We start from the raw sequence: 21,742 nt of genomic DNA on the forward strand, positions 1-21,742 counted from the left end.
GGGGCCATGGCGCACGATCTCCCCGAGTGGGTGGCCGAGCTGACCGATCCCCGCCGGGCCGAGACGCTCGACGAGCTCGCCGACCGCCTCGTCCCCCTGGCCGAGCACGCCATCGACGTCTCCCGTCGATTGCAGGCGCAACTCAACGAGCTCAACGACCCGTTCAAGCGCGAGGCGCTGTACGGGCGGGTGGAACGCCTCAAGGCCCGCGTCGGCGAGGCCATGGAGGAGATCACCGCGGAGATCGCCGCGTCCGGGGAGGAGCGCATCGAGCGGGTCTTCGCCGACTGGACCGACCGCGCGGGCCCCGCCGGCGACGGCGACCGGGGCCGGGAGATGCGCCGCCGGCTCGACCGCGACGTCGTCCCGGCGCTGTCGCGGCAGCAGCAGGACGTCGCCGAGCGGGTCGCCGAGCGCACCTCCAAGGCCCTGGAGGAGGCGACGCAGCTGCTGCTCACCCGGGTCGAGGAGCTCGCCAGGGCGGTCACCGACCTGATCCACGACGTGCTCCCGCTGGCCCGCGAGGGGCTGACGCTCGCCAGCCGGATCTCGGCCCTGTCCGGCCACGCCCGCAAGGCGGGGCGGGGGCCGGTCCCGGCCGAGCTGAAGGACGCCGGAGCCGAGACGTCCCGGGCGTTCGACGAGGCCGTGGCGCGGCTGGAGCTGGAGTGGTCGGCGCTCGGCGCCCGGTCCGCGACCGTCCGGGCGGCGCTGCGCGGCGCGGAGGAGGCCGCGTTCAGCCAGGTCACCGAGGAGATGACCCGGTGCGTGGAGGAGCTCGCGCCCCGGCACGTGCAGGCGCTGAACGAGGCCGAGGCCAAGGCGCGCAGCCTGTTCGAGGAGTCGCGGGGCTAGACGGCCTGCGGGAAGCGGAACAGGCGCCCGGGGTCGTGGGCCGCCTTCACCTTCCTGAGCCGGTCCAGGTTGGGGCCGTAGTAGGCGCGGGCCCAGTCCTTCAGACCGGCGTCGATGTAGTTCACGTAGGCGGCGCCTCCCAGGTGGGGCTCCATCGCGGCGTGCGTGGCCGACAGCCAGGCGTCGTCAGGCGCCAGGTACTGGACGCAGAAGAGACCCTTGCGGTGCGGGAAGGCGGTGTCGCCCGGCCCGACGCGCGCGATCGCGGCGCCCATCGCGTCCATGAGGACCGAACGGTTCCCGACGTCGTTGCCCTTGTCGAACCGGGCGAGCAGAGCGCTGATCGCGTCGTCGGGCAGCGGCCTGTAGGCGATGTGCGACTTCCCCGAGTACTCGGTGCGGGGGAAGGCGCCGCCGGGACGCCGCCCCGGCAGGGCGCCCCGCCCGTGGCACTGCTCGATCGACTGCCCGGCGCAGCCTCCCATGAACTTCATCGCGTCCATGTAGGGCCGGCTCTGGGCGGTGGTGGAGGCGGGATCCGCGCCCACGGCGGCCGTCAGGCGTTCCATGGGGCCGTCGGCGCCGGCGAGCGCGAGGCCCGTCACCTCGACGCCCGGAGCGCCCTGATCGGGGGCGGTGTCGAGGTGCAGGCTCGTCCAGACCTCGCCGGGCGCCGCCGGCGCCCAGCGCTGCCAGCCGCGCACCACGGCGGCCGCCTTCCGCCAGGGCCAGCGCATGCTGAACGGCGTCACGTCGCCGACCTCGTGCGTCCGGAACGTGAACGCCACCGCCACGCCGAAGCTGCCGCCGCCCCCGCCCCGGCACGCCCAGAACAGGTCCGGGTTCCGCTGCCCGTCGCAGGTCAGGACCCGTCCGTCCGCCGTGACGACCTGGACCTCCTCCAGGACGTCGCACGACAGCCCGTACGCGCGGGACGTCACGCCCAGCCCGCCGCCCAGCGTCAGCCCCGCCACGCCCACCGTGGGGCAGCTTCCGGACGGGACGCTCACACCGTCGCGGGCGAGCCCGTCGTAGAGGTCGATCAGCCGGGTCCCGGCCCCGACGGCCGCGCGGTCGCCGTCGCGCCTCACGCCGTCCATGGGGGAGACGTCGATCACGAGGCCCGGCCCCGTCGACCAGCCCGCGTAACTGTGCCCGCCGGACCGCACCGCCACCGGCATCCGCTTCACCGTGGCGAACGCCACGCATTCCGCGACGTCCTGCGGGGTCGCGCAGTAGGCGACGCCCGCCGGGCGGACTCGGTCGTAGCGCGGGATGTAGAGGCGCCTGGCCTCCTGGTAGGACGCGTCGGACGGGCGGACCAGCTTTCCTTCCAGGCCGCGTTCCAGGGCGTTCCAGTCGGCGGGGCCGGTCGGCATCGGCCTCGGCGGCGAGGACGGAGCCCGGCGCGGGCGGGGCCGCTCATCGGAGCACCCGGCGACGCCGAGCCCGCCAAGCCCGCCGAGCCCGCTGAGGGCCGCCGCCTTGAGCATCGCTCGCCGCTCCATGCGGCCATTGTCGCGCTAGATCACCTTTTGGCGGGCGGAATCCGCGGCGCCGCGGCCTATTCGGGCTCGCCCTCGCGGGCGGCGAGGAGGCGGCGCAAGGAGTCCAGGCGCGCCCGGCTGGCGTGGCCCTCCTCGACCCAGCCGTCCAGGCCGCAGTCGTCCTGGAGATGGTCGCAGCGGGGCGGGCAGCGTTCGGCGGCGCCCTCGGCGAGGTCGTCGAACGCGCCGAGCACGTTCTCCGGGTCGACGTGCGCGAGGCCGAAGCTGCGCACGCCCGGAGTGTCGATGATCCAGCCGTCGCCGCCGGGCAGCTCCAGCGCGAGCGCCGAGGAGGAGGTGTGGCGGCCCCGGCCGGTGACGGCGTTGACGTGGCTCACCGCGCGTTCGGCGTCCGGGACGAGGGAGTTCACCAGCGTCGACTTGCCGACGCCTGAGTGGCCCACGAGCACGCTCGTGCGGCCGGCGAGGCGGCGGCGCAGCTCACCGAGGTCGCCGCCGCGCTCGGTCACGACGTAGGGGACGCCGAGCGGCGCGTACTCGGCGACCAGGGCGTCCGGGGACGCGAGGTCGGCCTTGGTGAGGCAGAGCAGCGGGGCCATGCCGGCGTCGTAGGCGGCGACGAGCTGCCGGTCGATCATGCGGGGCCGCGGCTCGGGGTCGGCCAGCGCCGTCACGATGACCAGGCTGTCGGCGTTCGCGACGATGATCCGCTCGAACGGGTCGGTGTCGTCGGCGGTGCGGCGCAGCGCCGAGGTGCGCGGCTCGACCCGCACGATCCGGGCCAGGGTGTCCTGGGCGCCGGTGACGTCCCCGACCAGCGCGACGCGGTCGCCCACGACGACGCCCTTGCGGCCGAGCTCGCGGGCCCGCATCGCGGTGACGGCGCGCTCGTCGTCCGTGCCGGGGTCGGCCAGGCACCGGTAGCGGCCGCGGTCCACGGCCGTCACGAGGCCGGGCGAGGCGTCCTCGTGCGCGGGACGGCGGCGGGTGCGCGGCCGCGACCCGCGGCGCCCGGGCCGCACCCGGACGTCGTCCTCGTCGTAGTCGTGTTTTCGTGCCAGTGGTCCGTTCCCTGCTGTCAGGCGGACGCCAGCATCGACGCCCACTGCCGGGTGAAGTCCGGAAGAGTCTTGCCGACGGTGCCCGGATTCTCCACTTCGATGCCGGGAACGGCCAATCCGAGCAGGGCCGCCGCCATCACCATCCGGTGGTCGTCGTAGGTGCGGAAGACGCCGCCGCGCAGCGGGCGCGGGCGGATCTCCAGGCCGTCGGGCAGCTCCCGGACGTCGCCGCCCAGCCCGTTGATCTCGGCGACCAGCGCGGCGAGCCGGTCGGTCTCGTGGCCGCGCAGGTGCGCGATGCCCGTCAGCCGGGACGGCGAGCCGGCCAGCGCCGCGAGGGCCGCGAGCACCGGCGTCAGCTCGCCGACCTCGTGCAGGTCGGCCTCCAGACCGCCGAACCCGTCCCCGCCGCGCACGGTCAGCCCGTCAGGCCCGCGGGTCACCTCGGCACCCATCGCGGCGAGGAGCTCCCGCAGCGCGTCGCCGGGCTGGGTCGTCTCGGCCGGCCAGTCCGGGACGGTGACGCGCCCGCCGGTGACCAGCGCCGCGCCGAGGAACTGCGCCGCGTTCGACAGGTCCGGCTCGATCACCACCTCACCGCCGCGCAGCGGACCCGGCGCCACGCGCCAGACGTCGTGCCCCGCCTCGACCTCGGCGCCCGCCGCGCGCAGCATCTGTACGGTCATCGCCAGGTGCGGCGCCGACGGGACCGGCGGCCCCTCGTGCCTGACCTCCACGCCCTTGTCGAACCGCGGCGCGGCCAGCAGCAGCCCCGACACCAGCTGGGACGACGCCGACGCGTCGATCGTCACCCCGCCCCCGGCCACCGAGCCCGAGCCCCGGACGGTGAACGGGAGGGCGTCGCGCCCCCCGTCGTCGATCTCGGCGCCGAGGGCCCGCAGCGCCGTGATGATGGGGCCCATCGGCCGCTCGCGGGCTCGCGGGTCGCCGTCGACGAACACCTCGCCGGACGCCAGGGCGGCGACCGGCGGCAGGAACCGCATCACCGTCCCCGCCAGCCCGACGTCGACGCGCGCCGGGCCCTCCAGGCGCCCCGGCAGCACCTGCCAGTCGGCGGAGTCCTCCCCGACGCCGGCGCCGAGCGCGCGGAGGGCCCCCGCCATCAGCTCGGTGTCGCGGCTGTGCAGGGGCCGGGCGATGCGGGTGGGCGCCCCCGCGAGCGCGGCGAGGACCAGCGCCCGGTTGGTCATCGACTTCGAGCCGGGCAGCGGCACGGTGGCGTCCACCGGGGCATGGGCGACCGGGGCGGACCAGTGCGGAGAGGCCATGCCCCAAGGTTATCGGGCCGCCGCCGGAGAGAGCGGGACGATCGGGCGGCCCGCGGCGATCAGAGGGGACGATCAGAGGGGACGATCAGAGGGGACGATCAGAGGGGACGATCAGAGGGGGATCGTCAGGAGCGTTCCGCCGCCGTCCAGTCGGACCTCGAAGTGGCCGATCTGCTGGCGGCTGAGCCCGGTCCCGCCCTGCATGACGAGCGGCTTGGGCTGGCCGGGGACGCCGTAGCCCTTGTCCGGGACGCTCCACCCGGCGACGACGCTGCGCTCGCCGGTCCGCGACACCGCCTCCAGGTGGCACTTCAGCGGCCCCCGGATGCCCTTCAGCTCCAGCCCGACCTGCGTGCCCCAGCCCTTGTCGACCAGCGCGACCGTCCCGGACGCGCCCGTGCTCGCGTCGGCCGCGTGGAACTTCTGGCCGGTGAGGGCCTGCGTCACGGGCGGCTTCGGGGCGGGGGCCTCGTCGTTCACGGCAGCGCCGATGCCGATGCCCGCGGCCAGCGCCGCGGCCGCGGCGGCCGTGCCCGCGAGGTACGCGCCGCGCCGGAACCGCTGGTCGGCCCGCCGCCTGCGCCGCATCATGTCGATCACCGGCGCCGGAGGCGCGGACGGCTCGCCGGCGCCCTCCCATCCGGGCCCGTCCGGGATCGGGCCGGCCGCCGCGGGCGACAGCCCGGACAGGGCGCCGGCCGCCCCGGACAGCTCCCCGAGCTCGGCCTGGCACGACCCGCATCCCCGCAGATGCGCCTCGAACGCCCGACGGTCGCCCTCTTCGAGAAGGCCCAGCGCGTACGCGCCGACATCGGTGTGCTCGACCTGGGAACTCATGACGTCACCCCCCTCTCCTCCAAGGCGACCCGCAAAGCGCGCAACGCGTAGTACACGCGGGACTTGACCGTCCCCACCGGGATGCCGAGGTGCTCGGCGGCCTGGTTCACCGTCCGGTCGCGCAGCACCGTCTCCGTCAGCGCCTGCCGGTGCGCGGGGGAGAGCGACTCCAGCGCCTCGGTCACCACGACCTTGCGCAGCAGCGCGTCCATCTCGTCCGCCATCGGGAGGTTCTCCAGGGGCCCGTCGCCGACCTCCGGCGGCCTGACCTCGCGCTGCCGCCGGTTGTCGATCACGATACGCCGGGAGACCGTGGCCAGCCACGGCATCAGCGAGGACGTCCGGTCGTCGAGCCGGTCCGCGCTGCGCCATGCCCGGATCATGGTCTCCTGCACCACGTCCTCGGCCCACGGGCGGTCGCCGCCCGTCAGGCGCAGGACGAACGCGAGGAGGGGCCGATGGTACTCGCGGTACAGCTCGGCCGCCATCTCCTCGTCGGCCGCGGTCTGCGCGGCCCGCGCCGCGCCGGGGCGGCGGAGCAGGCTGCGCAGGCCGCCGCCGGGGCGGCCGGTCGATCCGGGAACTGCCATGGCCGGGGCGTCTCCGTCGTGCTGGAAGGGCGGTCATCTGGCAGTACGGGACCGCCCCGGCCTTCGGTTCAACGCCCTTGAGACTCTTTTAAGGTTCTCTTCGGGAAGTCAGCGTTTGACGGCGTGCAGGGCCTTGCCCGCCTGGGCGGCGGTTCCGGCCTTGACCGTCCGGCCGGCCTTGGCGGCCTTCGCCGCCTGGGTCGCCGTCCCGGCCTTCACGGCCTGCCCCGCCCGCGCGGCCTTGCCCGGCTTGGAGGCGCGCCCGAGCTTGAACGCGCTCCCCGCGGCCAGGACGCCCTTGAGCGCGCCGCCGCCCCTGCCGCTCTTCCTGCCCCGGGCCTTGCCCGCCTTCCCGGCCGCCTTTCCCGCGACGAGGGCGCCGCCCGCGCCCGCGCTCTTGAGCGCGCCACCGGCCTTGCGGGCCGCCTTGCCTCCGGCCTTGCCGCCCGCCTTGCCGGCCTTCAGCGCGCCGCTCGCCGCCCCGGCGGCCGTGAGCGCGCCGCCCGCCTTGCCGCCCGCCTTGCCCAGCCGGAACATGCCGCCGGACTTGGCGGACTTGGCACGGCCGGACGCCTTCGCGGCCTTGCGCCCGCCCTCGGCGCGGGCGACGCGAACCTGACGGGACGCCTCGCGGCGTGCCTCCCGCAGCGTCGCGGCGGCCTCGCGGCGCATCGCCTTGGCCTCCGCGCCGCTCTTGATCTGCGTCTCCCGCACGGCGCGGCGCAGCTCGGCCGTGCGCGGCGCGCGGCGGGGCTCGGTCGCCACCATCAGCAGCGCGCCGAACAGGCCGGCGTTCTTCAGCAGGTGGGAGCGCTCGTTCGCGCGGCGTTCGGGGTCGTCCTCGGTCCAGTAGCGGTGCTCGGTCGCCAGCGCGGGGACGAGCTGGGCGGCGAGCACCAGCGTCGTGAGCCGCCGGAACTTCCCGGTCAGCAGCAGCGCGCCGGTGCCGAGGCTGAGCGCGCCCTGCATGCGGACGAGGGTCTCGGGGTCCTTCGGCAGCCAGTCGATCCGGTCGGCGACGGGCTTGACGGCCGGGCCCACCCGCTCGGCGCGTTCGCGCGGGTCGCGGAGTGCCTCCAGGCCGGTCATGATGTACGGCGCCGCCACGAACGGGCGGGCCAGGGTCGTGAAGGGTCGCATAGCCCGCTACATGCCCAGCGCGCCGCGCCTCAAGCGCGGCAGGATGGGACCCATGTGCGGACGCTACGCCACCTCCCGCGCGCGGCAGGAGCTCCTGGACGAGTTCCAGGTGCAGCTCGACGCGGTGGACGGGGACATCCAGGCCGACTACAACGTCGCCCCCACCAAACAGGTCCCGGTCGTGCTCGACCGGCGGCCGAAGGACGAGCCCGACGAGGCGGCCGCGGTGCGCCAGTTGCGCACGGTGCGGTGGGGGCTCGTGCCGTCCTGGGCCAAGGACCTGTCCATCGGGTCGCGCATGATCAACGCCCGGGTCGAGACGGTGCACGAGAAGCCGTCCTACCGCCGGGCGTTCGCCAAGCGCCGATGCCTGCTGCCCGCCGACGGCTACTTCGAGTGGTACACGCTGCAGGACCAGGGTGACGGGGCCGACCCGGCCGAGGGAGAGAAGAAGGCGAAGGGGAAGCCGCGGAAACAGCCGTACTTCATCCGCCCCAAGGACGGCGCGGTCATGGCGATGGCGGGCCTGTACGAGTTGTGGAAGTCACCCGAGGACGAGTGGGTGTGGACCTGCACTGTCATCACCACCAACGCGCCGGACGACCTCGGCCGCATCCACGACCGGATGCCGATGGTCGTCGAACCGGACCGGTGGGACGCCTGGCTGGACCCCGCGCTCACCGACACCGAGCAGGTGCGCGGCCTGCTCGTTCCCGCCATGGCCGGGACAATGGACGCCTATCCCGTCTCGAAGGCCGTCAACAACGTGCGGAACAACGGCCCGGAACTTATAGAACCGGCAAATTCCGGGGATGGTTCCGGTGACCATTCCGAGGGTCTCTTCTGACACGGGCCGCGCCGGAGGGTCCGGCGCCATTCCGCTCGGGGAGCGCTCCGGGCGCGACAATTCCGCCACGGCCGGCCTGACCGCGTGACGGCGTGACGTGCCGGCTAGCGCAGCCGGGCGCTGGCCAGGAGGTGGATGCCGAGCGACTCGTCGGTCTGGCGTGCGCCCATCTCGGTGCGGACGAGGCGCTGCAGCGCCCGCGGGGACTCGCCGAGGACGTGCTCGACGGTCGAGGGGGACAGCACCGTGCGCGGCCGGATCCACTCGACCTCCAGGCCGGCGTCGGCGAGCAGCTCGCGGAGCTGGTGGGCCGAGAACGAGCGGGTGATCGTCCCGTCCGGCCAGGGCACGAGGACGACCTCGGCGCTCGGGACGTCCGACAGGTGCGCCCAGTAGTTGCGCTCGGCCAGCAGCGCCATGCCGAGGGTGAGGGAGTCGACGCACAGCAGGACCCGGCCGCCGGGGCGCAGCACGCGGGCGATCTCGCCGATCGTCGCCTCGGTGGCCAGGTGCCGCGACAGCACGCGGTTCTCGGCGATCACGGCGTCCACGCAGGCGTCGCCGAGGTAGGACAGGGTGCCGGAGTCGGCGATCAGCGGGACCGTGCGGGCGGTCCGCCCCCCGGGGGTGCCGGGGCGGACCGGCGCCGGACGGCCCCGGCGCTCGGGGTCGCGCACCTCCAGCACCGTGTGGCCCGCCGCGGCCGCGCGGGCGGCGCTGTGCCCCTGCCCGCCCGAGATGTCGAGCACGCGGGACGGCCTGCGCGGCAGCCACCGGGTGAGCTGGGCGTCCGCCACCGCCTCGTAGAAGGTCCAGTAGCGCGCCAGGGAGTCCCCTGACCCGTCACCGGAGGTGTCCCGCAGGCTGGCGATGGTGGGCTCGGAAGGTCGCGCCGAAGGCACCGAGTGCACCAATTGCTCCTGTTCTAGCCGTGTACGTCACATCTTTCCCCGTCCGGGGCCGGTCATCACCCTGAGTGAGGGACGGGACCCGGCGACACGGTCGCGGAGCGCCCGCCCCCGCCCGGGAATCGGCGGGGGCGTTCCGGTGTTGCACCCTCTCACAGAGCAGCGAAAGCGGAGGTGCGAGCCGGATGACCACAGCCGTCGCCGATCAGCAGCGGAGAGCCGGCACGGCGGCGCCCCGCGGCGACGCGCGGGCCCCCGCCCGCGTCGGAGGGCCGCGCGGACCGATATCGTCTGTGGGGTCGATATCGTCTGAGGGGTATGGCGCCGCCCGGCCGGTCAAGGCCACGGGCGCCAGAGCCGAGGGGGTGGGTCAGGTACCGGGCACCGCGGAGACCGTGGAGCAGCGCCAGGAGCGCTTCCAGCGCGACGTGCTCCCGTTCTTGGACCAGCTGTATTCGGCCGCGCTGCGCATGACGCGCAACCCGGCCGACGCCGAGGACCTCGTCCAGGAGACGTTCGCCAAGGCGTTCGCGTCCTTCCACCAGTTCAAGGAGGGGACGAACCTCAAGGCCTGGCTGTACCGCATCCTGACCAACACGTTCATCAACACCTACCGCAAGCGGCAGCGCCAGCCGCAGCAGGCGGCCACCGACGACATCGAGGACTGGCAGATCGCGCGTGCCGAGTCGCACACGTCGAGCGGTCTGAAGTCGGCCGAGGCCGAGGCACTGGAGCACCTGCCCGACTCCGACGTCAAGCGGGCGCTCCAGGAGCTGCCGGAGGAGTTCCGGATCGCCGTCTACCTCGCCGACGTCGAGGGGTTCGCCTACAAGGAGATCGCCGAGATCATGGGCACGCCCATCGGCACGGTGATGTCCCGGTTGCACCGGGGCCGGCGCCAGCTGCGCGGCATGCTCGAGGACTACGCCGACGAGCGCGGGCTCACCCGCGCGAGCAGGGGGTCGACATGAGCTGCGGCAACCACCACGACACGCCCTGCGACGAGGTGCTCGCCCGCGTGTACACCTACCTCGACGGCGAGCTCGACCAGGGCGGCTGCGGCGAGGTGCGCCAGCACCTCGACGAGTGCGGCCCGTGCCTGCGCGAGTACGGCCTCGAAGAGGCCGTCAAGAAGCTCGTGAGCAAGTCGTGCGGGTGCGAGCAGGCCCCGACCGAACTGCGCGCCAAGGTGCTCGGCCGCATCGAGGAGATCTGCGGCGAGATCCAGGCGTCCGGGGCCGGCGAGGTCCCGGCGTCCGGTGGCGCCGGCAAGCCGGAGAGCGCCTGACCGCCGGTATCTTTCCGGTGTGCTGACACTCGTCACCGGCGCGGCCGGATTCATCGGGTCCCATCTCGTCGACAGGCTCCTCGCGGACGGCCACGAGGTCGTGGGAGTGGACGACATGTCGTCGGGCGCGAACGCCCGGCCCGGGGTCGAGCTGTGGGAGATGGACGTCGCCGACCCGGCGCTCGCCGAGCGGGCCGCGGCCCGCCGCCCCGAGGTGGTCTTCCATCTCGCCGCGCAGGTGAGCGTGCGGGTCAGCGTGGGCGACCCGCTGGGCGACGCCCGCACCAACGTGGTCGGGACGGCCAACGTCCTGGAGGCCGCGCGGGCGGCGGGCGCCCGCAAGGTCGTGTTCACCTCCAGCTGCGCCGTGTACGGGGTGCCGGACGCGCTGCCCGTCCCCCCGGACGCCGAGCTGCGCCCCGCGTCGCCGTACGCGGCCTCGAAGGTCGCCGGCGAGGTGTACGCCGGGATGTACCGGCAGCTGCACGGGATCGACTTCACGACGCTGACGCTGGCGAACGTCTACGGGCCGCGGCAGACCCCCGAGGGCGAGGCGGGGGTCGTCTCGATCTTCACGGACGCGCTGCTGGCGGGCCGTCCGACCCGGGTCTTCGGCGACGGCTCCCAGACCCGCGACTACGTCTACGTCGGTGACGTGGTCGACGCGTACGCCCGGGCCGCGGGGGAGGCGGGCGGCGGGCTGCGCCTCAACGTGGGCACCGGCCTGCAGACGACCGACCGCGAGCTGCACGCGCTCGTCGCCGAGGCGGCGGGGGCGCCGGACGACCCGGAGTTCGCGCCGCCCCGGCTGGGAGACCTGCCGGCGATGTCGGTCGATCCGCGCCGGACCCGGGAGGCGCTCGGCTGGGAGCCGGCCGTCGGCCTGCCCGAAGGGCTTGCGGAGACGGTCGCCTGGGCGCGGGAACGGAACCCCGCGCGCCGCTGATTGGTCCACGCTTTCTCCAACTCCGGGGCCTCGTTCGCCGACCTTTAAGGAATTAGGTGGATGCATTTGCGGATGCACGTGCATTCATGATGTGCAGCGGGATTGTGCAGCCGGTTTGTGCAGCCGGTTTGTGCAGGCTGGAGAGAGGGCCGATGATTGGATTTTCAACCAGGACAATTGATCACCTAAGGTGACGATTGGTTCACGCTTTGCTCACGTTTTCCTGCACGCCTGTGTGACCTGGGCAGTCCGCGTTAGGCTTATGCCGAAATCAGTGACGGAGCGCGTGCACTCCGAGGAATTCGGGGTACGTGCTCGCCCGGGAGACCTGGACCGCACCGGTCCCGGTGGCCGGCCGCGAGGCCGGTCGGCCCGGCTCGGCTGGGGGGAGGCAAGGAGCCATGCACAAGCGCGTGACACCGCATGGACACGGGCGGCGCCTGAGCGTCCCGTCGTCGTCGTCGCTGATGATGACCAAGGGCGTGTCCTGGGTCTAGGTGCCGGCTGGCACGTGTGAGCCCGGTGGCGGCCTGCCAACTCGTCACTCCCCGAGGGGCGGCAATGCGTGGACTACCTCTCGCTGCCTGGGCGTACGTCTGCGGTGTGGTCGCGCTCGCGGCGGGCCTCATCGCGACGTCGTCCTTCACGGATATCGACTGGACGAAGCTCGCCGTCCTGGCGCTGCTGTTCCTGATCTGCGACTCGGCGCCCGCGCGGCTGAACATCACGCGGGCCAGGGTGTCGCTGAGCTTCGCCGCCAGCCTGGCGTCGGTGGTGCTGCTCGGCCCGGTCGGCGCCGCGCTGCTCGGCCTCTGCGCGCTGGTCACCGGGCAGCGGATCTTCGCCCCGGTCAAGCGGCTCTTCAACGGCGCGCAGTTCGCGCTCAGCGGCTTCATGGCCGGGACGGTGTTCAACCTCCTCGACGGCGACCGGTTCCACCCCGAGAAGGCCCGCTGGGTCGAGAACGTCATCGGGCCGTTCCTCGGCGCGCTGGTCGCCTTCGTCCTGGTGAACCTGACGCTGATGGCGGGGGTGCTGCTGCTCAGCCGGCAGGCCTCGCCGCGCGAGCTCCTGCGCGAGAGCGGCCAGCTCGCGATCGGCTGCCTCGGCTACGGCATGGTCGGCCTGCTGATCGCCGGGCTCTGGCCGCGGGTGGGCCTGTTCGCGGCGATCCTCGTCCTGCTCCCGCTGTTCATCGCCCGCTGGGCCATGGACCAGGCGTACGCGCAGCAGCAGGCGCACGCCGCGACGCTCGCCGCGCTGTGCCAGGCGGTCGAGACCAAGGACTTCTACACCCGCGGCCACTCCGAGCGCGTCTCCCGCGGCTCGGTGATGATCGCCCAGGAGATCGGGATGCGCGCGGACCGGGTCGAGGCCATCCGGTACGCGGGGATGCTGCACGACGTCGGCAAGCTCGGCGTCCCGACCAAGGTGCTGCAGAAGTCCGGCTCGCTCACCGAGGAGGAGTTCGCCGCGATCCAGCTGCACCCGATGCGCGGGCTGGAGATCGTCCGCGAGATCGGCTTCCTGGACGAGGCGCTCGCCGGCATCATGCACCACCACGAGAAGATGGACGGGCGCGGTTACCCGATGGGCCTCGCGGGCGACGAGATCCCCGAGTTCGCCCGGGTCATCTCCGTCGCCGACGCGTTCGACTCGATGACCTCGACGCGCTCCTACCGGGCCGCCCGCACCAAGGACGAGGCCGTCGAGGAGCTGCGCCGCGGGATGGGCGACCACTTCGACCCCGCGATGGTGGAGGCGTTCCTGCGGGCGCTGGAGCGGGAGGGCTGGGAGCCGCCGCGGCCGGTCGTGCTGCCCGACGACGACGTCGTCGAGACCACCCAGCAGGACCACGACGACCCGAGCGCGCCGCTGCGCGTCGCCGGCGGCGACGGGGTGCGCCAGTGAGGGGGCGGCGGTGAGCGGGGAGGCGCGCGCCCGCGACCGGGCCGCGTGGCAGACCATCGACTCCGGCCAGCTCCTGCTGATCGCCACCGCCGGGCTGTTCGTCATCGTCGCGATCGCCGAGGTCGGGTCCGTCGGGCTGCGCCAGCCCGACGTGGCGATCATCTTCGGCGTCCTGATCGCGCTCGGCGAGCTGTTCCGCATGGTGATGCCGGGCAACCGGGAGGTCGCGCCGATCGCCAGCGCCGGCGCGATGGGGTACGCGATGCTGGTCGGCGTCGGCCCGGAGGGCGCCGCGCCGGACGCGCCGCTCGGCGTCGTGGCCGCCGAGCACTCCGCGCTCCAGGTCGTCGCGGTCGCCGCGGCCGGGATGCTGGTCGGCTCGCTGCCGCACATCGCGGTCGGCCGGTCGCCGCGGCCCGACGCGATGGCGCGGCGGCTGTTCACGGTCGCGGTCGTCGCGCTGTGCTTCCGGCCGCTGCTGTCCCTGCACCTGCCCTGGCAGCTGCTGCTGGCCGTCATGTGCTTCGTCGTGGTGCTGTCCTGCTTCACCGACATGCTGATCGCCGCGATGATCCGCGCGGAGGCCGTGCGGGCGCGGTTCGGCATCGCGCTGCGCGACGAGATCGACGCGAAGATGGCGCTGTGCGCCGCGACCAGCGCGACCGCCATGCTCATCGCGGTCTCCACGACGGCGATGGGCGAGGCCGCGCTGCTGATCTTCACGGTGCCGATCCTGGTGACGCAGTTCGCGTTCCGCCGCTACGCCGGGATCCGCGCCACCTACCTGCAGACCGTCCGGGCGCTGTCGCGCGTCACCGAGGTCGGCGGCTACGTGGAGGCGGGGCACTCGCACCGGGTGTCCAAGCTCGCGGTGGCGATGGGGCGCGAGCTCGGGATGTCGGAGGAGGAGCTGCTCGAACTGGAGTACGCCGCCCTCATGCACGACATCGGGCAGCTGTCGCTCGGCGACCCGATCCCCGGCGGCGCGACGGTGCTGGCGTCCCCGGCCGAGCAGCGCCGCATCGCCGAGCTCGGCGCCGAGGTGATCAAGCAGACCGGCGTCCTGGACCGGGTCGCGCACATCGTCCAGCTGTCGTCGCACCCCTACCGGACGGGGCGCGAGCCGTCCGGCGACTCCGGGGAGCGGCCGCTCCCGCCGCCGCTCGCCGGCCGCATCATCAAGGTCGCCAACGCCTACGACGACCTGGTCGGCGACTCCGCCGACCGCGACCGGGGCGCCGCCGTGCTGGAGAGGCTGCGACTGGACTCGGCCTCCGAGTACGACCCGACGGTGGTGGAGGCGCTCAGCCGGGTCGTGGACCGGGGGCCCCGCCAGTAGAGCCCGTGGGCCGCCGCCACGGCGAGCGTGACGGCGGCGGCCGCCGTCCAGAGCAGCAGGGCGCCGAGGTGCTGGTCCTCCAGGGGTGACACGCCCCAGCGGCGGCCGAGGTGCTCGTACCAGCCGCCGAGGACGGTCCCGTTCCGCGCCAGGGCGGTCCCGGCGATGGCGTGGAGGGGCAGGAGGGCGAGCGGCATCGGCGTCCCGGTCGTCCCGTGGAAGTAGGCGAGCCCGACGGCCAGGAAGGCGGCCAGCGCCAGCGAGTGCAGGGCGTGGTTGCCGAGGGACGCCCCGAACAGCGGCGAGCCGTAGAACGCGTAGAGGCTGAGCAGGAGCAGCACGGACGCCGCGGCCGGGTCCGTGAGCACCCGCACTGCCCGGCATCCGGCAGCGGCGGCGAGCAGGGCCCCGCCCCCGCCGCGCGCCGCCTCCAGCGCCAGCCGGAGAGGCGCCCCGTGGAGCAGCAGCACCGGCGCCACCAGGCCGATCAGAACGTGCTGGACGGCATGGGCGCTGAACAGGACCATGCTGTACCGGGAGAGCCCGCCGCAGGACGCGAGAAGGACGACGAGGAGCCCGGCGGCCCAGGACAGGCTCCGCCGGCGCGGCCAGCCGCGCACCCGCGCGACGCCCGTCCCGTACAGGACGGCGCCGCCGACGACGAGCACGAGGAACAGCGGGTCGATCCACCAGTCGAGCAGGAGCGGCCCGGCCCCGGCGGGACCGGGCAGCGGGAACCCGAGCCGCAGCGCGACGACGTCCAGCGTGCCCGGCGCGACCTCCGGCGGCGGCGTGCGGGACAGGCCGGTCGCGAGCGCCATCGCCGCCGCCATCACGAGGACCTCGACGGCCCCGAGCCGCAGGAAGGGCCGCGCGCCCCTCCCGCCGCGCAGGGTGGGCAGGGTGGCGCGGCGGTGCCGCCAGCCGATCGCGCCGAGCACGGCGAACGCGGCGGCTTTCGCGACGACGAGCGCCCCGTACCGCGATCCGAGGTGGGGTCCGCCGAGCCGCACCCACGCGTTGACCGCGCCGCTGGCGCCGACGACGGCGAACGACACCAGCGCCAGCCGGCTGTAGCGCTCCGCGACGCGGGGAAGCCGGTCGCCGACCGCCGGGGCGAGGGTGACCAGGGCGACCAGGCCGCCGGTCCACAGCGCGACGCCCGCGATGTGGGCGACCAGGCTGTAGACGGCGAGGGCGTGGCCGGCGCCGCTCGCGGCATGCCCGGTGAACAGCGGCGGCAGCATCCCGGCGAGCGCGCCCGCCAGCAGGTACCCGGCCCCGCCGGCGGCGCGGGGGAGCCTCGCCGCGACCGACACGGCGGCCGTGGCGGCGAGGACGAGGAGGAGGGCCCGCCCCTGCGGCAGCTCGACGAGGAACGTTCGCATCATGTCGCCGGTGACCTTGGTGACGCCCACGCCGAACAGGTCGAGGACGGTGCACACGATCAGCGCCAGCGTGCACGCCGCCCAGGCCGCGGCGGTGAGCGACGCGGCGCGCAGGCACTTCCGCGCGGCGGGCGTGCCGGGCACGAACACGGCCGCGACCAGCAGCCATCCGACCGTCAGGACGGCGGCGGCGTTACCGCCCAGCCGCGCCGTCACCAGGCCGGTCTTGGCCAGCGCGCCCGCCTGGGAGAGCCCCGGCGCCGCGGTCCCGCTGAACGCGCCGCCGAGCCGCACGGCGAGCGCGAGGACGACCAGCGCGATCGCTCCCGCCCCGAGCGCGAGCATCGGCAGGTCCGTCCCGGCCGCTTCCCGCCGTTCCCCTTCGCGCGTCGCCGTCGCTTCCTGTGCTGCCACGAAGGCAAATACGCACGCATCAAAGCAAAAGGTTCATTAATGTATCGGCCACACCGAATTCCGGGGGAGCGAGATGAGCGCCTCAGACCAGGGCAACAGTTATCTGGACAAGGTCGTCGCGCAGCAGGCGGTGCTGGAGGACGACCTGAAGGCGCGGCGCTCTCCGCCGCCGCCCCCCGGCCCGCCGGGCGCGGTCCCGGAGCCGGGACCGCTGGCCAAGCGCGACCGCGCGCTCGGCGGCGCGGCGCCCGCCGACCGCCCCGGCCCGGGGCCGGTGGACGTGCGGATCAGCGGGTTCTGGCGGTGGAAGAACGTGCTCGTCCCGCCCAACGCGTTCGTCGTCCACACCCGGCGCGGGCGCGCCGAACCGCTGCACATCGGCCTCGGGGTGTCGTTCCGCTTCAACCCGTCCACCGACTCCTTCCTCGTGGTGCCGGGCGCGACGCAGACGATCCTGATCAACGCGTACTGCATCTGCCGGGAGCTGCAGGGCGTGCTCGTCCAGGGCTACGTGCAGTGGATCATCCAGGACTTCGGCACCGCCTACCGCAAGCTCGACTTCGGCGGCGACGACCCGCTGCGGCTGGTGAACCTCCAGCTCCGCGAGCAGGCCGAGGCGGCGATCAAGGACAAGGTCGCCACGATGGGGGTGCGCGACGTCCTCAGCGACAAGCAGCCGATCATCGAGGAGCTGACGGCCCGGCTGCGCGCGGTCGCCGAGGGCGAGGACAACAGCGACCAGGGGCTCGGCCTGCGGATCGTCACGGTGCAGATCAAGGAGGCCGTGGTCAGCTCGTCGCGGCTCTGGGAGAACCTGCAGAAGCCCTACCGGGCCGAGCAGGGGCAGATCGCGCGGCTGGCGGAGCTGGAGGCCGAGGAGGCCGTCGCGCAGCGGGAGATGGCCGCCGCGCGGATCAAGGAGACGCAGCGGCTGGAGCACGAGCGCGAGCTCGCCGAGCTGCGCGCCCGCAACGAGTCGCAGCTGTTCGACACCGAGGCGGCCGAGAAGCTGCGCCGCACCCGGCGCGAGCACGACGACACCCGCGAGTTCGCCGAGCTCCAGACCGAGACCACCCGGCACGCGCTGCGGATGGAGCGCGAGCGGCACGAGGAGGAGGCCGAGACGGGCCGGCTGCGCATCGAGCGCGACCACGAGCTGGCCCGGCTGCGCACCGAGGGCGAGCTGGCCCTCGCCGACCTGCGGGCCCGGTCGCGGCACGAGCAGGCGCTGCTCGACCTGGAGCGGGACGCCGCCCGCGCCGCGCTGGAGAACGAGCGGACGCCCGCGGCCGTCCAGGCGCGGCTCATCGCGTCGCTGCCGGAGATCATGGCGAAGCTGCCCAAGCCGGACGAGCTGCGCACCGTCACCGTCAACGGCGCCGACCAGGCCGGCGTCGCCGGCCTGGTCACGCAGCTCGCCGCCGTCATCGGCGCGCTGCGCGCCGCTACGGAAGGGCCTGGTCCGGCGGGAAGGTGACCGGGAGGGCGATGAGGGCCCGGTGGAACGGGCCCGGCCGCCATTCCAGGTGCTCCACGGGGACGGCCAGCTCCACCTCGGGCAGCCGGTCGAGGAGCTTCTCGACCGCGACGGACGCGATGAGCCGGGAGTGGCTCCTGGCGGGGCAGCTGTGCGGGCCGCCCGCGTAGGACAGGTGGGCGCGGTTGCCCCGGCGGTCGGCGATGCTCCGGGACGGGTCGGTGTTCGCCGCGGCGTAGCTGACCAGGACGGGCTGGTGGGCGGGCAGCCGGTACCCGTGGAAGTCGATGTCCTGGCGGGGGAAGGTCCCTCCGTAGTTGGCCATCGGCGGGTCGGTCCAGAGGATCTCGTCCAGCGCGTCCTCGACGGGAAGGGCGCCGCCGGACAGGTCGCCGCCGAACCGGTCGTCGGAGAGCAGCAGCAGGATGCCGTTGGCGATGAGGTTCCCCTCCGGCTGGGTGCCGGCCCCCATCAGCAGGATGACCTGGTGGATCGTCTCCAGGTCGTCGAGTCCTGCGGGGTGGCTCAGCATCCAGGACGTCACGTCCGCGCCCGGGTTGGCGCGCTTGTGCGCGATCAGCTCGCCGGCCGCCTCCCCGAGCAGCGCGTTGCCCTCCTCGGCGGAGACGGTGTCGAAGATGGCGTTCATGCCGCGCAGGAGCTTGTCGCCGATCTCGGGCGTGCAGCCGAGGAGCTCGTTGAACACCAGCAGCGGCAGCATGCGGGCGTACTGGCCGAGGATGTCGGCCTTGCCGTCGCGGCTGAACCGGTCGATGAGGGTGTCGGCGCTGCGCTCGACGTTCTCGCGCAGCGACACCGGGTCGACCCGGTCCAGGCTGTCGACGATCACCGACCGCAGGCGGGCGTGCACGGAGCCGTTGGTGAACAGCGCGTTGGGCCGCGCCATCAACATCGGCAGCACCGGGCACTCGGGGCCGACCGTCTCCTCCCACACCTCGCTGCAGCGCGGGAACGTGGCCGGGTCGCGCAGGATCTCCAGGGCGGCGTCGTAGCCGAGGACGAGCGTCGCCGGCACGCCCGGCGCCAGTTCGACGGGCGCGAGGTCGCCGTACTCGCGCATCCGGGCGTAGGCGGCCTGCGGGTTCCTGGCGAACTCCGGCCCGTACAGCGGGACGCGTTCGGGCGCGGTGCGGTCGATGGTCATGGGTGCTCCCCGTCCAGGGTGAGGAGGTGGTCGACGAGGGAGATGAGCGCCTCGGTCGAGGAGACGCGGTCGCGGGCGTCGCAGCTGACGAGCGGCGTCGACGGCGTGAGGTCGAGGGCCTCGCGCACCTCGGCCTCGGGGAACCGCGGCGAGCCGTCGAAGTGGTTGACGGCGACCGCGTACGGCAGGCCCTGCTTCTCCACGATGTCCATGACGGCGAACGACTCCTGGAGGCGGGCGGTGTCCACCAGGATCAGCGCGCCGAGGGCGCCGCGCGCGAGGTCGTCCCACAGCCGGGTGAAGCGCTGCTGCCCCGGCGCCCCGAACAGGTACAGGACGAGGTCGTCGCTGAGGGTGAGGCGGCCGAAGTCCATCGCGACGGTCGTGGTCGTCTTGTCCCTGATGCCGGCGAGGTCGTCCACGGCCGCCCCGGCCTGCGTCATCCGCTCCTCGGTGCGCAGCGGGCGGATCTCCGAGAGCGTTCCGACGTAGGTGGTCTTGCCGACCGCGAAGTGCCCCACGATGAGGATCTTGACGGCGGTCCGGACGCTCTCGCGCAGGTAGGGGGTCTCAGAGGCGAGCGCGGAGTCCATCGAGCACCTCCTGAAGGAGCCGGGCCTTGGACTGCTGGGCGGAGGGCGCGGCGGCCCGGGTGGAGAGGTGCCCGCTGTCGACGAGGTCGGACAGCAGCACCTTGGTGAGCCCGACGGGCAGGCTCAGATGGCCGGAGATCTCGACCACCGACAGCGCGCCGCCGCGGCACAGCTCGACGATGCGCGTCTTCTCCGGGGACAGGCCGGTGCGCGGCAGGTCGCCGGTCGCGGTCACGAGGGTGACGAGATCGAACACGTTGCGGGTGGGGTGGGCCCGCCCGCCGGTGACGACGTGCGGGCGGACCAGGGCCCGCCTGCTGCGGCGCGGGGTCATGCGGGACGGCCGGCGCCCGGACGCGGCGGGGTGGTCAACTCCTTGCCGAGCCGCTGCACGAGTTCCTGGAGCCGGAACGAGACGGTCTCCATGTCGACGTGCTGCGTCGCCGACACCGCCAGGTAGGCGCCCGGGCCGGCGGCGACGAGGAAGACGTACCCGTCGTCGAACTCGTTCACGGTCTGCCGCCAGGTCGTGCCGGCGTCCCCGCAGAACTCGGCGGTGCTGCGGGCGAGCGACTGCAGGCCCGCCATGCCGGCGGCCTGCCGTTCCGCCTCGTCCCGGTTGATCCGCTCGGAGTGCGCCATGAGCAGCCCGTCGGCCGACAGCAGGATCGCGTAGCGGGTCTCCGGCATCCGCAGCGCGTCGTCCAGCATCCAGCCCAGCCGGTTCGTACCGTCGTCCATCGCGCCGTTCCATCCCTCGTTCATGGCCGCAGGTCCTTGCTCTCGATGCCGGGGCCCTCGCCGTCGGACGGCGTCGAAGCGCGGCCGGACCGCGTCCCGCGCTGCCAGGCGCCGAGGCCCGCGGCGGTCTCCCGGGCCGGCCTGAGCGGAGGCGGCGCCCCCGCGTCGGGCACGTCGGGCGGCTCTTGTTCTTCGGCGGGGCGTTCGGCGACCGCGACGCGGGTGCGCTTCGGCAGCCCGCCGGGGGTGGCGGAGGCGGGGGTCCAGGCGGCGGGCGCGGGGCCCTCCGCGGCCGGGCGGGACGCGGCGGCCGGGTCGGGCGCGTGCTCGCCCGGGAGGTCGGTGAGCAGCGCGGACGGCACGAACACGACCGCCCGCACGCCGCCGTAGGGGGAGCGGGTGTCGACCGACACCCGGAAGCCGTAGCGCGCGGCGAGGACGCCCGCCACCGCAAACCCGACGCGGGGCGGGTCGCCGAGCCGGTGGATGTCGACCGACGCGTCGCCGGACAGCAGGTCGGCGGCGCGCTGGAGCTCCTCGGCGTCCATCGCGACCCCGGCGTCGTCGATCATGATGGCGACGCCGTTGTGCGTGGACTGGAAGTTGACCTCGACGGTGGTGTCGGGGCGCGAGTGCCGCGCCGCGTTGTCCAGCAGCTCGGCCAGCGTCAGCACGATCGGCTCCACGGCCCGGCTGGTCACCGCGGTGTTCACCGGCCCCTGCATGTTGACCCGCAGGTAGTCGCGAATGCGGGAGGTGGCGCCGCGCACCACGTCGCTCATCGACGACGCCGAGCGCTGCTGGCCCGGCCACGACCCGCACAGCACCGCGGTGGCCTGGGCGCGCCGCCCGAGCTGGGCGTTCATGTGGTCGACGCGGAGCAGGCCCTCCAGCACGTCCGGGTCGTCGTGGCGCTCCTGCATGTCGGAGATGGCGAGCTGCTGCTCGTTGGCGAGGCTCTGCACGGCGCGCATCATCGCCCGCAGCGTCGACTTGGCCGACAGGTCGGCCCGCTCCCGGACGCGTGCGGCGGACCCGGCGAACAGCTCGGTGACGGTCCGCAGCGCCTGCCCGTAGGCGGGCGCCTCGCGGTCGAGGTCGTGCAGCGGGCCGGTGACGCGCACGCCGGGGTTGTGCAGGGACTCCATGAGCTCGGGCAGCCGGACGTCCGCGAGGTGCCGCAGCTCCCTCTCGCGCAGGTCGAGCCCGCGGGCCAGGGCGGCGTTCTGCGCGCGGAGGCCGGCCGTCTCCCGCCGCTGGCGCACCAGCAGGGCTGCGGCCGCGATGCCGGCGCCCGCCACGACGACGAGCGCCGCCGCCAACAGGAATTGCTCCATCAGATCCTCGGTGCAGAAGTCTTCGGGCGAGGTGGGGCCCGGTCCGGTGTCGGCGACACCCGGCGGACCGCCTCATGGCTGGTGGGGGCGGCGCGGATACGCCGCAGT

Annotated in this window: 20 protein-coding genes and 1 pseudogene; 8 read left to right on the forward strand and 13 right to left on the reverse strand. The window is 74.1% G+C overall.

Features of this window, described 5'->3' with window-relative positions; genetic code table 11:
- Window positions 1-6 precede the first annotated feature (6 nt).
- A complete protein-coding gene (locus ABD944_RS36640) occupies window positions 7-855 on the forward strand; it encodes a hypothetical protein (RefSeq protein WP_345184957.1) in 849 nt (282 codons plus the stop codon).
- Here the strand turns inward: ABD944_RS36640 and ABD944_RS36645 are convergent.
- From ABD944_RS36645 to ABD944_RS36670, 6 genes are all read right to left on the reverse strand, one after another.
- Window positions 852-2,363, reverse strand: a complete 1,512-nt coding sequence (locus tag ABD944_RS36645) for an FAD-binding oxidoreductase (protein WP_345184959.1) — start codon at window positions 2,361-2,363, stop codon at window positions 852-854. The two genes, ABD944_RS36640 and ABD944_RS36645, sit on opposite strands and share 4 nt — an antisense overlap.
- Window positions 2,364-2,419: 56 nt before the next feature.
- Window positions 2,420-3,424, reverse strand: coding sequence for a ribosome small subunit-dependent GTPase A (gene rsgA / locus ABD944_RS36650; protein WP_345185038.1), 1,005 nt, complete (start codon window positions 3,422-3,424; stop codon window positions 2,420-2,422).
- A gap of 17 nt (window positions 3,425-3,441) precedes the next feature.
- The gene (gene aroA, locus ABD944_RS36655; RefSeq protein ID WP_345184961.1) at window positions 3,442-4,713 is read right to left on the reverse strand and encodes a 3-phosphoshikimate 1-carboxyvinyltransferase; all 1,272 of its coding nucleotides are present in this window, start codon (window positions 4,711-4,713) and stop codon (window positions 3,442-3,444) included.
- 111 nt (window positions 4,714-4,824) lie between these two features.
- Entirely contained in the window at window positions 4,825-5,550 is a 726-nt protein-coding gene (locus ABD944_RS36660) for an anti-sigma factor family protein (RefSeq protein WP_345184963.1), read from the reverse strand.
- The gene (locus ABD944_RS36665; RefSeq protein ID WP_218826252.1) at window positions 5,547-6,038 is read right to left on the reverse strand and encodes a sigma-70 family RNA polymerase sigma factor; all 492 of its coding nucleotides are present in this window, start codon (window positions 6,036-6,038) and stop codon (window positions 5,547-5,549) included. The genes ABD944_RS36660 and ABD944_RS36665 overlap by 4 nt, the downstream gene beginning before the upstream one ends.
- A 210-nt stretch (window positions 6,039-6,248) precedes the next feature.
- The gene (locus ABD944_RS36670; protein WP_345184965.1) at window positions 6,249-7,280 is read right to left on the reverse strand and encodes a DoxX family membrane protein; all 1,032 of its coding nucleotides are present in this window, start codon (window positions 7,278-7,280) and stop codon (window positions 6,249-6,251) included.
- A 52-nt stretch (window positions 7,281-7,332) separates the two neighbouring features.
- Between ABD944_RS36670 and ABD944_RS36675 the strand changes: the two genes are divergently transcribed.
- Entirely contained in the window at window positions 7,333-8,127 is a 795-nt protein-coding gene (locus tag ABD944_RS36675) for an SOS response-associated peptidase (protein WP_345184968.1), read from the forward strand.
- Between the two features lie 104 nt (window positions 8,128-8,231).
- Here the strand turns inward: ABD944_RS36675 and ABD944_RS36680 are convergent, their stop codons facing one another.
- The gene (locus tag ABD944_RS36680) at window positions 8,232-9,038 is read right to left on the reverse strand and encodes a methyltransferase domain-containing protein (protein WP_345184970.1); all 807 of its coding nucleotides are present in this window, start codon (window positions 9,036-9,038) and stop codon (window positions 8,232-8,234) included.
- Between the two features lie 362 nt (window positions 9,039-9,400).
- Between ABD944_RS36680 and ABD944_RS36685 the strand changes: the two genes are divergently transcribed.
- The 5 genes from ABD944_RS36685 to ABD944_RS36705 all read left to right on the forward strand — a co-directional run bounded on the left by ABD944_RS36685 (window position 9,401) and on the right by ABD944_RS36705 (window position 14,519).
- The gene (locus tag ABD944_RS36685; RefSeq protein ID WP_345184972.1) at window positions 9,401-10,006 is read left to right on the forward strand and encodes a sigma-70 family RNA polymerase sigma factor; all 606 of its coding nucleotides are present in this window, start codon (window positions 9,401-9,403) and stop codon (window positions 10,004-10,006) included.
- Window positions 10,003-10,323 carry a mycothiol system anti-sigma-R factor gene (gene rsrA / locus ABD944_RS36690; protein WP_345184974.1) on the forward strand — a complete coding sequence of 107 codons (321 nt, stop codon included), beginning with the start codon at window positions 10,003-10,005 and terminating at the stop codon, window positions 10,321-10,323. Before ABD944_RS36685 ends, rsrA begins: the two co-directional genes overlap by 4 nt.
- Window positions 10,324-10,342: 19 nt before the next feature.
- Window positions 10,343-11,269, forward strand: coding sequence for an NAD-dependent epimerase/dehydratase family protein (locus tag ABD944_RS36695; protein WP_345184976.1), 927 nt, complete (start codon window positions 10,343-10,345; stop codon window positions 11,267-11,269).
- Between the two features lie 561 nt (window positions 11,270-11,830).
- Window positions 11,831-13,180, forward strand: a complete 1,350-nt coding sequence (locus tag ABD944_RS36700) for an HD-GYP domain-containing protein (protein WP_345184980.1) — start codon at window positions 11,831-11,833, stop codon at window positions 13,178-13,180.
- A gap of 10 nt (window positions 13,181-13,190) precedes the next feature.
- Window positions 13,191-14,519, forward strand: coding sequence for an HD-GYP domain-containing protein (locus tag ABD944_RS36705; RefSeq protein WP_345184982.1), 1,329 nt, complete (start codon window positions 13,191-13,193; stop codon window positions 14,517-14,519).
- Between the two features lie 50 nt (window positions 14,520-14,569).
- Here the strand turns inward: ABD944_RS36705 and ABD944_RS36710 are convergent.
- Window positions 14,570-16,252: pseudogene (locus ABD944_RS36710) on the reverse strand (bifunctional copper resistance protein CopD/cytochrome c oxidase assembly protein); the annotation flags it as partial.
- Window positions 16,253-16,394: 142 nt separating this feature from the next.
- On the opposite strand from ABD944_RS36710, the gene ABD944_RS36715 reads away from it, so the two are divergent.
- Window positions 16,395-17,798 (forward strand): SPFH domain-containing protein, encoded by a 1,404-nt coding sequence (locus tag ABD944_RS36715; RefSeq protein WP_345184984.1) that lies wholly within the window; start codon window positions 16,395-16,397, stop codon window positions 17,796-17,798.
- Here the strand turns inward: ABD944_RS36715 and ABD944_RS36720 are convergent.
- Genes ABD944_RS36720 through ABD944_RS36740 form a run of 5 tightly spaced genes read right to left on the reverse strand, consistent with a single transcriptional unit; the run spans window position 17,767 to window position 21,634 of the window.
- On the reverse strand, window positions 17,767-18,963 hold the full coding sequence (locus ABD944_RS36720) for a cytochrome P450 (protein WP_345184988.1): 1,197 nt from the start codon (window positions 18,961-18,963) through the stop codon (window positions 17,767-17,769). The two genes, ABD944_RS36715 and ABD944_RS36720, sit on opposite strands and share 32 nt — an antisense overlap.
- On the reverse strand, window positions 18,960-19,556 hold the full coding sequence (locus tag ABD944_RS36725; RefSeq protein WP_345184990.1) for a GTP-binding protein: 597 nt from the start codon (window positions 19,554-19,556) through the stop codon (window positions 18,960-18,962). The genes ABD944_RS36720 and ABD944_RS36725 overlap by 4 nt, the downstream gene beginning before the upstream one ends.
- Window positions 19,534-19,890, reverse strand: coding sequence for a DUF742 domain-containing protein (locus ABD944_RS36730; RefSeq protein ID WP_345184993.1), 357 nt, complete (start codon window positions 19,888-19,890; stop codon window positions 19,534-19,536). Before ABD944_RS36730 ends, ABD944_RS36725 begins: the two co-directional genes overlap by 23 nt.
- Complete coding sequence (locus ABD944_RS36735) at window positions 19,887-20,321, reverse strand: roadblock/LC7 domain-containing protein (protein WP_345184995.1); 435 nt, start codon at window positions 20,319-20,321, stop codon at window positions 19,887-19,889. Before ABD944_RS36735 ends, ABD944_RS36730 begins: the two co-directional genes overlap by 4 nt.
- Window positions 20,318-21,634 (reverse strand): ATP-binding protein, encoded by a 1,317-nt coding sequence (locus tag ABD944_RS36740; RefSeq protein ID WP_345184998.1) that lies wholly within the window; start codon window positions 21,632-21,634, stop codon window positions 20,318-20,320. Before ABD944_RS36740 ends, ABD944_RS36735 begins: the two co-directional genes overlap by 4 nt.
- Window positions 21,635-21,742: the final 108 nt, after the last annotated feature.

Origin of the sequence: Actinomadura verrucosospora, from assembly GCF_039540335.1 — a bacterium.
GTDB lineage: Bacteria > Actinomycetota > Actinomycetes > Streptosporangiales > Streptosporangiaceae > Spirillospora > Spirillospora verrucosospora.

Bases quoted from the DNA above. Each gene is read 5' to 3' on its own strand.
- ABD944_RS36640 (WP_345184957.1), top strand. From the start codon at position 7: ATGGCGCACGATCTCCCCGAGTGGGTGGCCGAGCTGACCGATCCCCGC.
- ABD944_RS36645 (WP_345184959.1), bottom strand. From the start codon at position 2,363: ATGGAGCGGCGAGCGATGCTCAAGGCGGCGGCCCTCAGCGGGCTCGGC.
- aroA (WP_345184961.1), bottom strand. From the start codon at position 4,713: ATGGCCTCTCCGCACTGGTCCGCCCCGGTCGCCCATGCCCCGGTGGAC.
- ABD944_RS36660 (WP_345184963.1), bottom strand. From the start codon at position 5,550: ATGAGTTCCCAGGTCGAGCACACCGATGTCGGCGCGTACGCGCTGGGC.
- ABD944_RS36665 (WP_218826252.1), bottom strand. From the start codon at position 6,038: ATGGCGGCCGAGCTGTACCGCGAGTACCATCGGCCCCTCCTCGCGTTC.
- ABD944_RS36670 (WP_345184965.1), bottom strand. From the start codon at position 7,280: ATGCGACCCTTCACGACCCTGGCCCGCCCGTTCGTGGCGGCGCCGTAC.
- ABD944_RS36675 (WP_345184968.1), top strand. From the start codon at position 7,333: ATGTGCGGACGCTACGCCACCTCCCGCGCGCGGCAGGAGCTCCTGGAC.
- rsrA (WP_345184974.1), top strand. From the start codon at position 10,003: ATGAGCTGCGGCAACCACCACGACACGCCCTGCGACGAGGTGCTCGCC.
- ABD944_RS36700 (WP_345184980.1), top strand. From the start codon at position 11,831: ATGCGTGGACTACCTCTCGCTGCCTGGGCGTACGTCTGCGGTGTGGTC.
- ABD944_RS36715 (WP_345184984.1), top strand. From the start codon at position 16,395: ATGAGCGCCTCAGACCAGGGCAACAGTTATCTGGACAAGGTCGTCGCG.
- ABD944_RS36720 (WP_345184988.1), bottom strand. From the start codon at position 18,963: ATGACCATCGACCGCACCGCGCCCGAACGCGTCCCGCTGTACGGGCCG.
- ABD944_RS36725 (WP_345184990.1), bottom strand. From the start codon at position 19,556: ATGGACTCCGCGCTCGCCTCTGAGACCCCCTACCTGCGCGAGAGCGTC.
- ABD944_RS36730 (WP_345184993.1), bottom strand. From the start codon at position 19,890: ATGACCCCGCGCCGCAGCAGGCGGGCCCTGGTCCGCCCGCACGTCGTC.
- ABD944_RS36735 (WP_345184995.1), bottom strand. From the start codon at position 20,321: ATGAACGAGGGATGGAACGGCGCGATGGACGACGGTACGAACCGGCTG.
- ABD944_RS36740 (WP_345184998.1), bottom strand. From the start codon at position 21,634: ATGGAGCAATTCCTGTTGGCGGCGGCGCTCGTCGTCGTGGCGGGCGCC.